12 protein-coding genes are annotated in these 15,424 nt (G+C 42.2%); 1 reads left to right on the top strand and 11 read right to left on the bottom strand.

The genetic code is table 11. The features are described from left to right. Nucleotides 1–33: 33 nt before the first annotated feature. The 5 genes from clpB to FNK51_RS09445 all read right to left on the bottom strand — a co-directional run bounded on the left by clpB (nt 34) and on the right by FNK51_RS09445 (nt 6,757). Entirely contained in the window at nt 34–2,622 is a 2,589-nt protein-coding gene (clpB, locus tag FNK51_RS09465; protein WP_141993141.1) for an ATP-dependent chaperone ClpB, read from the bottom strand. A 225-nt stretch (nt 2,623–2,847) separates the two neighbouring features. Then, nucleotides 2,848–4,047, bottom strand: a complete 1,200-nt coding sequence (locus FNK51_RS09460; protein ID WP_098371302.1) for an FAD-dependent monooxygenase — start codon at nt 4,045–4,047, stop codon at nt 2,848–2,850. A gap of 126 nt (nt 4,048–4,173) precedes the next feature. Further along, a complete protein-coding gene (locus tag FNK51_RS09455) occupies nt 4,174–5,286 on the bottom strand; it encodes a cupin domain-containing protein (RefSeq protein WP_098371303.1) in 1,113 nt (370 codons plus the stop codon). Between the two features lie 30 nt (nt 5,287–5,316). Next, the gene (locus FNK51_RS09450; protein ID WP_141993140.1) at nt 5,317–5,808 is read right to left on the bottom strand and encodes a DinB family protein; all 492 of its coding nucleotides are present in this window, start codon (nt 5,806–5,808) and stop codon (nt 5,317–5,319) included. Nucleotide 5,809: 1 nt separating this feature from the next. Continuing rightward, on the bottom strand, nt 5,810–6,757 hold the full coding sequence (locus FNK51_RS09445; protein WP_141993139.1) for a fumarylacetoacetate hydrolase family protein: 948 nt from the start codon (nt 6,755–6,757) through the stop codon (nt 5,810–5,812). Between the two features lie 395 nt (nt 6,758–7,152). Between FNK51_RS09445 and FNK51_RS09440 the strand changes: the two genes are divergently transcribed. Then, nucleotides 7,153–7,911: an IclR family transcriptional regulator gene (locus tag FNK51_RS09440; protein ID WP_098371306.1), complete on the top strand. Its 759-nt coding sequence runs from the start codon at nt 7,153–7,155 to the stop codon at nt 7,909–7,911. A 52-nt stretch (nt 7,912–7,963) separates the two neighbouring features. On the opposite strand, the gene FNK51_RS09435 is transcribed toward FNK51_RS09440, so the two are convergent. The 6 genes from FNK51_RS09435 to argB form a co-directional block, all read right to left on the bottom strand. After that, nucleotides 7,964–8,143, bottom strand: a complete 180-nt coding sequence (locus FNK51_RS09435; protein ID WP_034314546.1) for a YjzC family protein — start codon at nt 8,141–8,143, stop codon at nt 7,964–7,966. A gap of 123 nt (nt 8,144–8,266) precedes the next feature. Then, entirely contained in the window at nt 8,267–9,226 is a 960-nt protein-coding gene (argF, locus tag FNK51_RS09430; protein ID WP_098371307.1) for an ornithine carbamoyltransferase, read from the bottom strand. Beyond that, the gene (locus tag FNK51_RS09425; RefSeq protein WP_141993138.1) at nt 9,223–12,342 is read right to left on the bottom strand and encodes a carbamoyl-phosphate synthase (glutamine-hydrolyzing) large subunit; all 3,120 of its coding nucleotides are present in this window, start codon (nt 12,340–12,342) and stop codon (nt 9,223–9,225) included. Before FNK51_RS09425 ends, argF begins: the two co-directional genes overlap by 4 nt. Next, a complete protein-coding gene (locus tag FNK51_RS09420; RefSeq protein WP_141993137.1) occupies nt 12,335–13,417 on the bottom strand; it encodes a carbamoyl phosphate synthase small subunit in 1,083 nt (360 codons plus the stop codon). Before FNK51_RS09420 ends, FNK51_RS09425 begins: the two co-directional genes overlap by 8 nt. An 81-nt stretch (nt 13,418–13,498) precedes the next feature. Beyond that, the gene (locus FNK51_RS09415) at nt 13,499–14,650 is read right to left on the bottom strand and encodes an acetylornithine transaminase (RefSeq protein WP_098371310.1); all 1,152 of its coding nucleotides are present in this window, start codon (nt 14,648–14,650) and stop codon (nt 13,499–13,501) included. Further along, nucleotides 14,647–15,420 carry an acetylglutamate kinase gene (argB, locus tag FNK51_RS09410; protein WP_141993136.1) on the bottom strand — a complete coding sequence of 258 codons (774 nt, stop codon included), beginning with the start codon at nt 15,418–15,420 and terminating at the stop codon, nt 14,647–14,649. The genes FNK51_RS09415 and argB overlap by 4 nt, the downstream gene beginning before the upstream one ends. Nucleotides 15,421–15,424 lie beyond the last annotated feature (4 nt).

Here is a 15,424-nt window from a genome sequence, read left to right as displayed (position 1 = left end):
CTTTGCTTACGTGTAAACAACATTTCAACGTTTTTATATGAGGACCAATTCATCATGATCATGATCAATCGTTATTCCTTCTTTAAGCTCAACAGTCCCAGCTATGATTTTACGGGCGATTTTCGTTTCCAGATGCTTTTGGATGAATCGCTTCAGCGGTCTTGCTCCATATACCGGGTCATATCCCTGGTCCGCAATGAATTCCTTAGCCGCTTCTGTGACGTTCAGGACTATATTTTGTTCAGTTAACCTTACCTGTAATTGATGAACCATTTTATCCACGATTTCAACGATTTCTTGTTTCGTCAGAGGTTTGAATAAAACAATGTCATCAACGCGATTTAAAAATTCGGGACGGAAATGGCCTCTTAATTCTTTAAAGACCTGATCTTTTATTTCTTCTTCAATGCCACCATCCTCCCGGTTGGACTGCAATAAGAAATGGGAACCGATATTGGAAGTCATGATGATCACCGTATTTTTACAGTTGATTGTTCTGCCTTGGGAGTCTGTAATCCTTCCATCATCCAACATTTGCAGCAAAATATTGAAGACTTCCGGATGCGCCTTTTCAATTTCGTCTAATAATATGACTGAGTATGGGTTTCTCCTAACAGCCTCCGTAAGTTGGCCTCCTTCCTCAAATCCAACATATCCAGGAGGTGCACCAACAAGGCGGGACACGGAATGTTTCTCCATATATTCTGACATATCGATTCGAATCATATGTTCCTCACTATCGAATAACGTTTCTGCCAAAGCTTTTACCAATTCGGTTTTACCGACACCAGTCGGCCCAAGAAAAATGAATGAACCGATTGGTCTGTTTGGATCTTTAATTCCCGCCCTTGCTCTTAAAACGGCATCGGATACGAGTTCCACCGCTTCTCCTTGACCTATTACACGTTCATGCAGAATATCAGATAGGCGAAGCAGTTTCTCCCTTTCACTTTCCACCAGCTTGCTTATCGGAATTCCCGTCCACCTTGCAACAATCGAGGCAATTTCCTCCTCCGTCACTTCCTGGCGAAGCAATCGTGATTCCTGTTTTTCCTTTTCCAATTCGTCTTCCATTGTTTCCAATTCTTTTTGAAGCTGCGGAATCCTTCCATGCCGAAGTTCAGCTGCCCGGTTAAGGTCATAGTCATTCTCTGCCTGTTCCAGTTCATGACGCAGTTTCTCAAGCTCTTCACGTTTATCCTGCACCTTCTGAAGCGCTGATTTCTCCATTTGCCACTTGGATTTCATGCTATTCGCTTGATCCTGAAGTTCTGATAGTTCTTTTTGAAGCACTTCCAGCCTTGCCTTGCTTTGAGGGTCCTCCTCATTTTTCAGGGCCGCTTCTTCAATTTCAAGTTGCATGACTTTTCTCGTGATTTCATCCAGCTCGGATGGCATTGAGTCGATTTCCATCCGGATCATCGCACATGCTTCATCCACAAGATCTATAGCTTTATCCGGTAAAAACCGCTCCGTTATATATCGGTTCGAAAGGACAGAGGCCGCAACGATCGCCCGATCATGTATCCTGACGCCATGGTGAATTTCAAACCGTTCCTTTAATCCCCGCAAAATTGAAATTGTATCTTCCACATCCGGTTCAGGAACCAGAACCTGTTGGAAACGGCGTTCCAGAGCCGGATCCTTTTCAATATATTGCCGATATTCATCAAGGGTCGTTGCACCGATACAATGCAGCTCACCACGCGCAAGCATCGGCTTTAACATATTTCCGGCATCAAGTGCGCCATCCGTTCTTCCTGCACCGACAATTGTGTGTAATTCATCAATGAATAAAAGAATTTTACCGTCACTCTTCTTGATCTCATTCAACACCGCTTTTAGGCGTTCCTCAAATTCACCGCGGAATTTGGCCCCTGCAACAAGTGCACTCATATCTAGTGAAAAAACGGTCTTATCCTTTAAACCTTCCGGCACATCCTTCCTGACGATCCTTTGTGCCAACCCCTCGACAATCGCTGTTTTACCTACTCCAGGTTCTCCTATTAATACAGGATTATTTTTCGTTTTACGTGAAAGGATCCGGATGACGTTACGGATTTCCGTATCTCGGCCGATTACTGGATCGACCTTCCCCGATTTAACCTCAGCAACGAGATCTCTGCCGTATTTTTTCAGTACTTCATAAGTGCTTTCAGGATTTTGACTAGTCACTCGCTGATTCCCCCTTATATCGTTTATAACCCGTTTTGCTATATCATAATCAATTCCATATGATGAAAAAAGCCTGATTACATTCGTTTTATTGACTTGCAACGACGCAAGCAGTATATGTTCGACGGATAAATATTCATCCTCCCACATTTGCATTTCCTTTTCGGCAGCCGTCAAAATTTGCTGTAGGGAGGTTGACATGTAAACCTGGGAAACACTCCCTCTCACTTCCGGTAATCGATCCAGTTCCTTATTTAGCTCTATATCAAATAGATTCATCGGTTTACCAGATTCCGATAAAATCCTGATTAATAAACTTTCATCCTGTTCCATTAAGGCCTTTAATAAATGCAGCTCCGTCAACTCGGGATTCCCTCTATCTTTGGTTAGTTCCTGGCCGCCAATGAACGCCTGTTGGGTTCTCTCCGTCATATTATTAATATCCATCTTGAAACCTCCCATTCATCTATATCATGAACGAATTATCACTCGGTTTGACCAACTTTGACCTTTATATTTTCATTATACTTCTAATTTTCCCCATGTAAAGGAAAGTTATAAAAAATGCAGGAGGTATGGAGGATAAACGGAAAAAACCTTTCTTCAAAAAGAAGAAAGGCAGACCCATTTGTAAAATGGCATAAAATCACTGATTGGCTGAAACAAAACGACTTATGCTTTTACGGCCGTTTTATTATAACCATGAAATTCATCGACGAATTGGAAATCTTTATCCGTGCGACCTGCTAGGATCGTATCTCTGAGCAGAATGCCTGCATCGGTCGTATTGTGGATGATTTCCCCCCACATTCTTGCACTCGTTTGAACATTAGCTGTACGCGGAATGCGTTCCTCTTGATATTCCAAAAATGCCTGTTCAATGTCATTTCCATGCTTATGAAGCATATCCGACAAATAAGCTGCATCTTCTAAAGCCTGGCAAGCCCCTTGTGCCAAGTATTGGAGCATCGGATGTGCCGCATCGCCCGTAAGCGTAATTCTTCCTTTACTCCAATTATCAATTGGTAACCGGTCATACATCGGCCAGCGGCGTTGCCTTTGAATGAATGAAATCGCATTTTGAACAAGCTCACAAGTTCCGGCAAATACACTGTCCATTTCTTCCGGGGTTCCCCATTGATCGGTTTTTTCGTTTTCTTCCGTGTATTGAGAACTTTTGAACACCACTACTTGGTTGTAAAGTTCCCCCCTTCTAACCGGGTATTGAACAAGATGAAGGTTTGGCCCAATCCACATATACACATCATCTAAATCTCCATGGCTCGTAACCTCTTCCATCGGAATCGCTCCCCTGTATGCAACATATTGAGAGCAGATCGGTTGATCTTCCACAAAAAGTTTCCGTGCCTTGGACCATAATCCATCGGCTCCAATGACAGCAGTTCCTGAATGTTTAGACCCGTTGGCTGAAGTAACCGTAACTTCACCTTCATTTTCTACTGTTTCAATAATGGTTTGGTTCGTAACCAGTTCAATATAAGGGTTATTTTCACAAGCTTCAGCCAGTACTTTATGCAAATCGGAACGATGCAAGACAACATATGGCGCTCCATATCTTTCTTTATAAACATCACCTAAATCCAAAGCGGAAAGCTCTTTGCCGGAAAAGGCATCCATCAGCACCAATCTTTTTGGAAATACTGCAATTTCATTGATTTTATCCATGACGCCTAAACGCTGCAATACGTTGGTGGCATTTGCTGCAAGCTGAATCCCTGCACCAATTTCTCCAAATTCGGGAGCTTGTTCAAGGACCTTTACATACTGTTTAGTTTCTGCGATTCCTAAAGCAGTTGCCAAACCGCCAATTCCCCCACCGATAACTATGAATGGTTTTTTTTCTGTGCTCATCATCAATTCCCCCTATATTAGTTGCTTTTAGCCAATGTTGCGGACAATGCCACAGTAAGCGTTTTCATTCGGCTGGCATTCCATATATTCATCAGGATCAAGCTGAAAGTCCCAAACAGATTACTTTTAAACCAAAACAGGCTTGAATTCACTTTCAATCTTTTGGTAACCATTGTTTGTGTCTAATGCCTGTTGCTGTTCCAAATCGAATCTCTCCATTATTGGTAGGTCGTTTACCGAGAATAAGTAAGAATCCGCTTCTGCAACGTGCTCATGCCATGCCCAATTCGGAACGACGAAATAATCTCCCTTGGACCAGTCAAAACGCACTCCATTAATAACGGTATAGCCTGATCCTTGGTGCACTTGATAAATTGTGGAATGGGTATGGCGATGCGCTTTCGTATGGAAACCTTTAGGAAGTTTCTGCATCCATGCCCCCATCGTCGGATTGGCCGTTTGGCCATTTGACGGATTGATATATTCCACTGCGAAACCTTCATATGGGTCCGGTTCGAAATTCATTAATCCTTCTATCGCTGCTTTTGTGCCTTTCCACTTGTAATTGGCAAGCGGTGCCACTTGTGAATAACGGTCGGATACTGGACGAACCATCCCGCCTTGATAACGGAGCTCTGAAAAATTATCCGGACGTTTAGGCGTTTCAATCCGATCTGGATATGGTTCAAAGAAAGTGCCACCTATGGAATAGATGGTTGGGATATCAAGGGCATCCATCCAAATCATTGGTTTTTCGCCTACATGTCCATGACCATGCCATAGGTTTTTAGGCGTGATCAAGAAATCTCCTTCTTCCATGAATATCCTTTCTCCCTGCACGATGGAGTAGGCACCTTCACCATTCGTAATGAAACGAAGTGCACTTTGGGAGTGACGGTGGGAAGGGGCCACTTCACCTGGCAACAATAGCTGAACTGCTGCATAAAGCGTTTGTGTCGTTGAAGCCCATCCCCAAGGCTGGCGATAAGTAAGGCCAGGGTTTTGAAAATAAATGGCCCTGCGCTCCCCTCCTCGGTCAGGTGTGAAGATTTCAGCTGCTTCCATCAATTTTTTTGTCAAAAGCTCTTCTTTCCATAAATAAGCATGTGCATGAGGTTTAGGTTCATGGTCCATCAAAGCGGGAATGGCTTCCCACAGTGGCCCAAGGTTATACTGCTGAATATCCTTTGTAAAATCTTTTACGATTGTACTGTTCATGTATTCCGATTTTTCAGCCATATTAATCCCTACTTTCTTTTTTATCTTTCCTCACTGGATTTTAGAAAGATTTCGCTTAATTTGATCATAGTGTCCTGAAACATGCTCATCGATGAAGTGATCGACTATATAAGAAACTGGTTTGTTTCCGAATTTAGCGAAATTCCGGTGTGGCGATTCTTTGGATAGTGTTTCTTCATCTAAATTCCCCAGACTGCTCTCCACTTTATATTTAAGCTCCTCCACTTGCTTCATGACATCATCTACAGCAATTTTGTCAGTATCGGTAACTGCTGCCAATCGGGCTGGATCTTGCAATCCACGCCCCCATTTGGCTCCAGGCATCGCTATTACAGTTTCCACTTCACCTAACCAATAAGGAATGGCCTCAGCTAAATGGGAAAGTATCTGCATGATAGACCATTCATCATCTGCCGGCTTAAATCGGATCGTTTCTTCCGGTAGGTTTGCCGCTGTCTCAAGAATGTGGTCGATTGATTGTTGAACCGATTGGATTGATGTCCCGATCTCCTGATAAGCCATTTTATTTTCCCTCCCCGACACGTCGAACACGATTTTCAAGATAACCTATTTTGTCGATTTCGATTTTGACAACGTCACCATCTTTTAAGAACACTTGTGGATCACGGGCTACTCCTACCCCACCAGGTGTTCCTGTGAGTACGATGTCACCTGGTTCAAGAGTCATTAAATTCGATAAGAATTCAACTAAATACTTCACATCGAATACGAAGTTGGATGTATTCGTTTTTTGGCGTTCTTCACCATTTACCGTTAATCGGACATTTAAGCCAGATGGATCGGATAGTTCATCGGAAGTGACTAACCAAGGCCCCATCGGAGCACTTCCTTCAACCGTTTTCCCTTGAAGCCACTCAAGTGTACGCCGTTGGATATCACGGTACGTTACATCATTCGCAATTGTATAACCAGCCACATACTCAAGAGCATCTTCTTTTGATACATTACGTGCCCTTTGTCCGACTACAAAAGCAAATTCCGCTTCATAATCTAGTTGTTCAGAGATTGGGAAAAACGGTATATCATCCTGGGGACCGATTACTGTATTGGCGAACTTTGCGAATACCACAGGGAATGGCGGCAGTTCACGACCCATTTCAGCAATGTGCTCACGGTAGTTATGTCCGACACAAATAATTTTGCCTGGCTTTTGGACAGGAGCCTCAAGCTTTATATTTTCAATTTCATGCACCAATTTATGTCTGAAGGAATCACGATTGTTAATAGCATAGTCCGCAGCCTTTTTCGCGATGGAAAGGCTTTCATTCCCTCCCTGTAAAAACGCCTCCATTGTTGCAGGGACATACGCTTCAGCGATTTGTTCACTGCGAAGTTTCCCTTCGCTTTCAAGAAGCGCTTGATAGGCATAGTTCAAGTCAACTACTACATTATTCGGGTAAATTGCACCAATACGTTTATATCCTTGAATGCTGAAAGTTACTAATCTCATATTTCATTCTCCTTTATTAATCCGGATTTTTTAAAAACCTCTTTTTGATGCCACCATCCTAATTCTGCTGGATTCACTTCACAAACCAGAATTTGAACGGCTATACATCTCACTAATTTCACTTATAGATAACATTGTTCACTATTTATATAAATAATAACTTAATTTTCGGAATACTGTCAAGAAACTATTGCAAATTTTTGTGCAAATGTTATCATCTACACCATTATGAGTACTTCGGAATCAATTTTAAAATCCGCTAAATTTATTTATTTAAAAGGAAAAGTATATTGATAGCTTCAAGCAGCAGGCGGTTTTTCATGCTAAATTTCATTTATATTTTACAGATTCTGATATACTAGACCTAAATTAAAACAGATTAGGGAGATTGACTTATGGAAATCGTAAAATCCGGTTCGACGATTCAATCATTACAAATAGGGATGGGCATCATAGATTTACTTGCTTCCCAAAGGACTCCTTTAAGATTCTCTGATATTCAAGAATTAACGGAAATAACGAAAAGTAACCTCTATAAGTATTTGAATACTTTGACTCAGCTTGAGTTGCTATATCGTGATAAGACAACCGGTATGTATCACCTTGGGAGCAAACTGATTCAATACGGCATGGCAGCGATAGGAAATGAGGATGTCACGAGCAGAATAACTCCTTATTTACAGGAAATCAGTCACCATACTTCTTGCACAGTCCTTTTTTCCGTTTGGACATACGATGGACCAATCACGGCGAAAATTTGGAATTCCAACCAAAACTTAAACATCGGGGCACAGTTAGGTACGCGTCTTCCGCCATCATCCTCATCCGGAAAGGTATTCACTGTTTTTCAGGATCCTTCCTTGACAGCCGAATGGATTGAAAAAGATCGTAATGTTACAGGCTCGTTCCTTAAAGAAACAGATGAATATCATGAAATTCGGAGATACAAAATAGCTTTTGCCAAAGAGCCTCTTGTACCTTCTGTTTCCTCCATGTCCATTCCGGTTTTTAATTATAATTCAGAATTGTTGGGAGCGATCACTGCCGTTGGGTTCACCGAAAGCATTCCAGATCATTATGATGATCCCTTAAGCGACTATTTAAGAAAGAGCTGTTTGGAAATCTCGAAAATATTCGGTTATTCCGCTGAATAGAAAAAAGCAGGAAAAAGGATGCGATCATTCCTTTTTCCTGCTTTTAGATGTTTCATGGCTTCCGCTTATATGTCCAGATCCGGTTATGATTGGATGTTTCAGGAAAAGAATCCCCTGCATCAAGCTTTACCATTTTCGGATTCACTACCGTGCTGCCCGTTTCACCGATTTCTACGTAGGTCCCATTATTAGGTGCCTTCTGACCCGGCTTAAATTGACGATTTTGCCCCATAGATCTCACCCCTTTACATGCTTTCCCTGTTATTATTACCAGGTTCCTTTCTTTCATGTCAGAAAAATTAGGAAAGTGGCTTGAATCAAAAAGGCATCTGCTCAGAGAGCAAACGCCTTTTTTTTAAGACATTAAGTCCACCAGGACCGCCTTTTGGGCATGAAGACGATTTCCGGCTTGGTGGAAAACGACGGAATTAGGTCCATCGATGACTTCAGCCGTTACCTCTTCTTCCCTGTGTGCAGGCAGGCAATGCATGAATAAGTAATCTTTTTTGGCAAGTTTTACAAGTTCACTATTGATTTGATAATCTTTAAAAGCTTCTAAGCGGATACCATTCTCGAATTCCTGCCCCATGGAGGTCCAAACATCGGAATAGACGATATCCGCATCTTCTATAGCTTCCGAAGCGGAGGTCGTGACCACAATTTCACTGCCAGTTTCTTCTGCCACTTTTTGAGCATAGGCGACGACCTTTTCATCAGGTTTGTAGGCCTCAGGACACCCAATGGAAAAATCCATTCCCATTTTTGCACAGCCTACCATCAATGAATTGGCAACATTATTGCCATCACCGATATAACTCATCTTCAAGCCTTTTAACTTCCCTTTTATCTCGATGATTGTCAAGAAGTCTGCAAGCACCTGACAAGGATGCGCAAGATCTGTTAATCCATTGATGACTGGGATAGAGGCATTTTCTGACAATTCCAGGATTTTTTCATGCTCGAAGGTACGAATCATGATGCCATCAATATATTCAGAAAGGACTTTTGCAGTATCGGAAATAGTTTCACCACGCCCAATTTGCAAGTCATTGCCACTTAAGAACAAAGCGTGTCCGCCAAGCTGCATCATGCCTACTTCAAAAGATACACGGGTACGGGTAGACGATTTTTCAAAGATCATCCCTAGCGTTTTCCCTTTTAAAGGCGTATATTCTTCACCAGCATGCAATTTGGCTTTAATGGCCTGCGCTAGCTTTAACAAATCTGCAATTGCCGTTGGTGCAGACTCCTTCATGGTTAAAAAATCTTTTCCATTTAAAATCTTCGCTTGTGTCGGTGCCGTCATTGAACTCATACGTGTGACACTCCTTTCGAATATGGTACAAGCCATTCCTGAAGCGAGGTAACCCCTGGATCAGCATTTTCTAACGATTGTAGATAGGCCTTGAAAGTCTCTTCTTCCGTAAATGCAAGCAGTCGGTATTTCGCTGCAAGTAACCTTAGCTTCTTATCTTCTTCCGTTGTTCCATATGCCAAAACGACTGCCGCGTTTCCTTCATTTAACCATTTATCAAAATCTGAATTCCCCAATGTCAAACCCGCTTCTTTGATTTGCATTAACAAATCTTCACTTAATTGGACTGATTCTGATTGATAAACTCCTGTAGTATGTTTAGCTTTTTGAGCATGGAATACTTTGGTCAACGCTTCATTTACCGTTTCTCCAATGGCGATTCCTTCACCTGTTGATTTCATTTCCGGACCTACCTTCGAATCAAGTCCGCTTAGTGCAAATGTAGAGAATACTGGATATTTGACGACAGCATATGGAATTTCCTCCATTAAGCCTGTTTTATCGAACACATTCGACAATGAATATTTCCCGAGCAATATTTTTGTCGCTATTTGCACCAAGGATACATCAGTCACTTTACTGATGATTGGAATTGTCCGGCTGGCGCGAGGATTCACTTCCAATACATATACACTATTTCCCTCAATCACGAATTGGATGTTCATGAGTCCTTTATACCCAAGTTCCCTAACTAGTTTTTTAGCATAAAGGGTCATTTTATCTTTGATATCATCCGTTAAGGATTGAGCTGGCAATAATGCCATGCTATCCCCTGAATGGACGCCTGCTTTCTCTATATGTTCTGCAATGATGGGAATGTATACTTCATTTCCATCCGCAATCAAATCGATTTCGGCTTCCTTCCCTGGAATATAGGAATCGATCAACACGGGATATACAAGTGCCGATCCATTTGCGATTCTATTCAATAAGCTTTCCTTGGAGCGGATGATTTCCATTCCCTGACCGCCAATTACATAGGATGGACGTAAGAGCACTGGAAAGCCTATTGCCTCTGCACTGGCAATTAATTGTTCTTCACCATTAGCCATTGAACCCGGTACATGGGGGATATCCAGTTTTTGAAGAAGCTGATAAAAACGATCACGGTCTTCCAATTGATCAAGTGTATCGAATGAAGTCCCCAACAAATTGACACCGTATTCTTCCAGACCTTTTGCCAAGTTTATCGCAGTCTGCCCACCGAATTGGACGATAACATCTTCAATATCTTCCGCCTCTATTACATTCAGAACATATTCAAGAGTTAAAGGTTCGAAATATAGGCGGTCTGCCGTCGCAAAATCCGTGCTTACCGTTTCCGGGTTATTATTGATCATGATCGTTTCGACATTTTCATCCTGGAGTGCATAAACACCGTGAACCGAACAATAATCAAATTCAATCCCCTGTCCGATGCGGATCGGACCGCTGCCAATCATCAACACTTTCTTTTTAGCCGTTTTTTTCTGTTCGTTCTCACCAAAATATGTTGAATAATGATAGTTCGTATGTGATTCGAACTCGGCTGCACATGTATCAACCGTTTTGTAGACAGCAGTTACGCCCAGTGATTTCCGGTGTGCTCTCACTTCCATTTCATTTACTTTCCATACGGAAGCAAGATAGCGATCTGAAAAGCCCTTTTCCTTGTAAGATTGAAGTTCTTCCCTTGTTATCTGATCGATTTCCTTAGCTTCAATTTCCATTTCGTTTTGGATCAATGAAGCAAAGGATTTAAGGAAGAAATAATCTATGGCTGTCGCTTCATGGATTTCTTCAATCGTCACACCTTTTCTAAGCATTTCAAAAATGACAAAGATTCGTTCATCAGATTTTTCGGCAAGCTTTCCCCAAAGTTCAGGAACCGTTTTATTTTTCAGCGATGATAGCTGCAGCCCAATCGTTTTCAATTCCAAAGAATCGACGGCCTTTTGGACTCCACCCTCAAAGCTGCGGTGTAAAGCCATCACTTCACCAGTCGCCTTCATCTGTGTTCCCAATTTGCGGTTGGCGGTCGTGAATTTATCGAATGGCCACCTCGGGAACTTCACAGCTACATAGTCAAGAGCAGGTTCGAAGCTTGAATATGTGCTTTTCGTTACAGGGTTGATGAGCTCCGATAAATCGTAGCCGACAGCGAGCTTTGCAGCTATGCGGGCTATGGGATAACCTGTTGCTTTGGAAGCTAGTGCCGATGAACGGCTGACGCGCGGGTTTACTTCTATTAAATAATATTGCTTGCTATTAGGATCAAGTGCAAATTGAATGTTACAGCCGCCAATGATACCTAAAGCAGAAATGATTTTAATGGAAGCGGCACGCAGCATCTGAAACTCATCGTCCGATAAAGTCTGTGATGGTGCCACGACGATCGAATCACCTGTATGAATCCCTACCGGATCGATATTTTCCATATTACAGATGGTGATGCACGTATTGTTGCCATCTCGCATAACTTCATATTCTACTTCCTTATAACCAGCTATGCTTCTTTCAATCAAGCATTGTGTTATTGGGCTTTCTTGCAGTCCGCCCCGTACAAGTTCCTTAAAGGTATCCAGTGAATCAGCAATCCCACCGCCAGTTCCGCCAAGTGTATAAGCGGGACGAACGATGATGGGGAAACCGATTTTGTCGGCAAATGCCAACGCTTCTTCAAGAGTATGAACAATTGTACTATCGGGAACGGGTTCACCTATTTCAAACATCAGCTCACGGAACAGTTCACGATCCTCCCCTTTTTTGATGGAGTCGATCGGAGTTCCCAATAATTTGACTTTATATTTTTCAAGTACTCCAGTATCATCCAATTGATAAGCAAGATTCAATCCTGTTTGACCGCCTAATGTAGCGAGCAGGCCATCCGGCTTTTCTTTGGAAATGATCTTTTCCAGTACATCAACTGTTAAAGGTTCGAAATAGACAGCATCCGCATTCATATCATCAGTCATGATCGTTGCAGGATTGTTGTTGACCAGTATGACTTTATATCCTTCTTCCTTTAAAGCAAGGCAGGCCTGTGTACCTGCATAATCGAATTCGGCGGCCTGCCCGATGACAATCGGCCCCGAACCAATCACTAAAATGGTCTGTATCGTGTCGTCCTTAGGCATAAGCTTTTTCTCTCCCGCTATAATCATTTATCATTTGTAAAAAGTCGTTGAATAGTAATGAACTCTCGATAGGTCCTGGATTTGCCTCTGGGTGGTACTGGGTAGTGAAGATTGGCAAGTCTTCATGCATGAGCCCCTCAACCGTGTTATCATTCACGTTTCTGAATCTCACTTGCAGCGATGTTCCTTGTAAGCTCGGTTCATCAACCTCATAACTATGGTTCTGCGAACTCATATACACCTTTTTCGTTTTCAAATCGACCACGGGCTGATTCGCACCGCGATGCCCAAACAGCATTTTTTTGGTATTTCCACCTAAGGCAAGGGCCGTTAATTGATGACCGAGGCAAATGCCCATCGTTGGAAAATTCGTAATGATCTTTTTTATGTTTCCTAAAAGGTATTCAAGCTGTTTTGGATCCCCAGGCCCATTTGAAAGCAAAATACCATCTGGCTTCAAGTCCTTGATTTGTTCGAATTCAGTATCGAATGGTACGACAGAGACTCGGCAGCCTTGCTCGACCAATGAATCCAATATGGATTTTTTATAGCCGAAATCCATCATTACCACGTGCTTGTCGCCTTCCCCAAAACTCTCGACAACCTTTGTGGATACCTCAGCAACGTGGGCTGATAAACCAACCAGGCCGGGTACGGCAGTGTATTCTTCTTCCGCTGTGATGACTGCCTGCATGGAACCTTCCTGTCTTATATTCTTAACGACCGCTCTTGTGTCAACATGGCTTAAAAGAGGAATGTTCCACTTGTCTAAATATTCTCCAAGTGAATATTTAGCTTGATAATGGGAATGGCTCATATTTCCTTCATATACAATCACACCGGCAACATGCGGCTTCTTACTTTCAAAATCATGTTCATTGATTCCATAATTTCCGATCAGTGGGTATGTGAAGATGACAATCTGGTCCTTATACGAAGGATCTGTCAACACTTCTTGATATCCGGTCATTCCTGTGAAAAAGACAATCTCTCCAGTGATTGTTTTTTCAGTCGTTTTAGTCAGCAGTTCCCCTTCAAAGACGGAACCATTCTCTAAATATAGATAGCTTTTCATGATCTTCACCTCTTTAGATGATGTATATTTATATATACGATAGCATAATTATTCATTTTGTTCCATAAAAATTCAATAAATTTAGATAGTTTGTTTTATTCCCAATACTTTTTTTATTTTATTTATCGCCATATCGATCTCCGATTCGGTAACTGTCAGGGATGGGAGTAAACGAAGCACTTTAGGACCTGCACTCAATACAAGTAAGCCCTCTTCTTGCAGTTCCATTAAAAACACCTGAACATCTTGTTTACATTCAATTCCGACCATCATTCCCAGACCGCGAATCTCTTTCACTTCTTCCATGTCCTTCAATGCTTTTGCCAATTCGCTCCCAAGGTATTCAGCCTTTTTAACGGTTTCTTTTAAAAAACCTGATTGGAAAATTTCCTTTAACACGGCTTCGGCCGCCGAAACACTAACGGGATTACCTCCAAAAGTGGATCCATGACTTCCAGGGTTAAAGAACTCAGACAGCGCTTCCTTCCCAATCATTGCACCGATTGGCAGGCCATTTCCCAGCCCCTTTGCTGAAGTGATGATGTCCGGTTGGATATTGAAATGCTGGAATGCAAATGGTTTCCCTGTACGCCCTATCCCAGTTTGAATTTCATCTATGATAAGGAGAGCTCCGTGTTTTTGGCATTGTTTTTGAATCGTGTCCAGATATGATTGCTGTACAACATGGATGCCGCCTTCTCCTTGAACTATTTCAATCATTACAGCTGCCGTATTTTCATCGATGGCTGCTGTCATGGCGTCATTATCATTAAATGGAACATAGTCGAACGAAGCTAGCATCGGTCCGAAACCGGTCTTGATTTTTTCCTGCCCCGTTGCAGCCATCGTTGCAAACGTACGGCCGTGGAAAGACTGCTGACATGTGACAATTTTGCTTTTCCCGGTAGCTTTACGTGCTAGTTTGATAGCTGCCTCATTTGCCTCGGCACCGCTGTTGGCAAAGAACACCTGACTTAAACCAGAGGCATCAGCCAGCATTTTTGCTGTCCGTTCCTGTAGGGAACTTTGAAACATGTTCGATACATGCCAATATTTATTTAGCTGTTCCGTGACGGCCATTTTTACCAACTCATGACAATGTCCAAGATTCAAAACCCCGATTCCGGATGTGAAATCAAGATACTCTTTACCTGCTGCACTCGTAATCTTCAACCCTGACGCTTTTCTTGGCTCAATGTTCCACCTTGCATATGTTGGAAATAAATTACTCATTGAAATACCCCTTCTTCCTGAAGAAATTTCGTACCGATGAATTGTCCGTCTTGATAAAAATGATCTTTCCCACTAACGATCATCACTTCTTCAATCCCTTTATTCAGTACCGACAACGCTGTAGTGACTTTCGGGATCATTCCCCCATGGATGCTTCCATCCCTTATTAAATTCTTCGTTTCCGTTTCATTCAATCTCTCAATGATCTGTCCATTTTTCAAAACCCCTTTAACATCTGTCACAAATAAACACATATCGGCCGATAGTGCCTTCGCTACAGACCCTGCAGCCATATCGGCATTCACATTTAATTTAGTGCCTTCTTCGGTAGTTGAAATGGGCGTCAATACCGGACAATAACCTTTTTCGAATAAAAGTCCGAATAATTCCGTATTGACTTGTTGTATTTCACCAACAGCTCCAAGTTTCTTTTCATCGATATAATCACCTGTGAGAATTCCACCGTCCGAGCCATTTAAACCGATTGCCTTGATGCCGTGGGATTCCAATTTATGAACGAGGCTGCGGTTCGATTTGCCTGCCAGCATAAGTTCCACAATTTCCAGCACTTCTGTGGTCGTTTTTCTTAAACCATCTTCAAATACTGGATCAATTTCAAATTTTTCAAGCATTGAATTTATATCAGGGCCGCCTCCATGCACAAAGACAATATGGTACCCGCGGTTTTGTAACTCTTTAACACTATTGAAAAACGACTCCGATAACTCATTAATGATGCTACCGCCGCACTTTATGACTAATATGTCCATACTT

Origin of the sequence: Bacillus sp. B4EP4a (assembly GCF_006680105.1) — a bacterium.
Lineage (GTDB): Bacteria > Bacillota > Bacilli > Bacillales > DSM-1321 > Peribacillus > Peribacillus simplex_E.
Note: the sequence above shows the minus strand (reverse complement) of the source record. Positions and strands in the feature narration are given on the sequence as shown.

Excerpts from the sequence above, each read along its gene's own strand:
- FNK51_RS09450 (WP_141993140.1), bottom strand. The coding sequence starts at position 5,808 with ATGGCTTATCAGGAGATCGGGACATCAATCCAATCGGTTCAACAATCA.
- clpB (WP_141993141.1), bottom strand. The coding sequence starts at position 2,622 with ATGGATATTAATAATATGACGGAGAGAACCCAACAGGCGTTCATTGGC.
- argF (WP_098371307.1), bottom strand. The coding sequence starts at position 9,226 with ATGAGTTCAATGACGGCACCGACACAAGCGAAGATTTTAAATGGAAAA.
- FNK51_RS09425 (WP_141993138.1), bottom strand. The coding sequence starts at position 12,342 with ATGCCTAAGGACGACACGATACAGACCATTTTAGTGATTGGTTCGGGG.
- FNK51_RS09460 (WP_098371302.1), bottom strand. The coding sequence starts at position 4,047 with ATGAGCACAGAAAAAAAACCATTCATAGTTATCGGTGGGGGAATTGGC.
- FNK51_RS09415 (WP_098371310.1), bottom strand. The coding sequence starts at position 14,650 with ATGAGTAATTTATTTCCAACATATGCAAGGTGGAACATTGAGCCAAGA.
- FNK51_RS09455 (WP_098371303.1), bottom strand. The coding sequence starts at position 5,286 with ATGGCTGAAAAATCGGAATACATGAACAGTACAATCGTAAAAGATTTT.
- FNK51_RS09440 (WP_098371306.1), top strand. The coding sequence starts at position 7,153 with ATGGAAATCGTAAAATCCGGTTCGACGATTCAATCATTACAAATAGGG.
- argB (WP_141993136.1), bottom strand. The coding sequence starts at position 15,420 with ATGGACATATTAGTCATAAAGTGCGGCGGTAGCATCATTAATGAGTTA.
- FNK51_RS09445 (WP_141993139.1), bottom strand. The coding sequence starts at position 6,757 with ATGAGATTAGTAACTTTCAGCATTCAAGGATATAAACGTATTGGTGCA.
- FNK51_RS09420 (WP_141993137.1), bottom strand. The coding sequence starts at position 13,417 with ATGAAAAGCTATCTATATTTAGAGAATGGTTCCGTCTTTGAAGGGGAA.
- FNK51_RS09435 (WP_034314546.1), bottom strand. The coding sequence starts at position 8,143 with ATGGGGCAAAATCGTCAATTTAAGCCGGGTCAGAAGGCACCTAATAAT.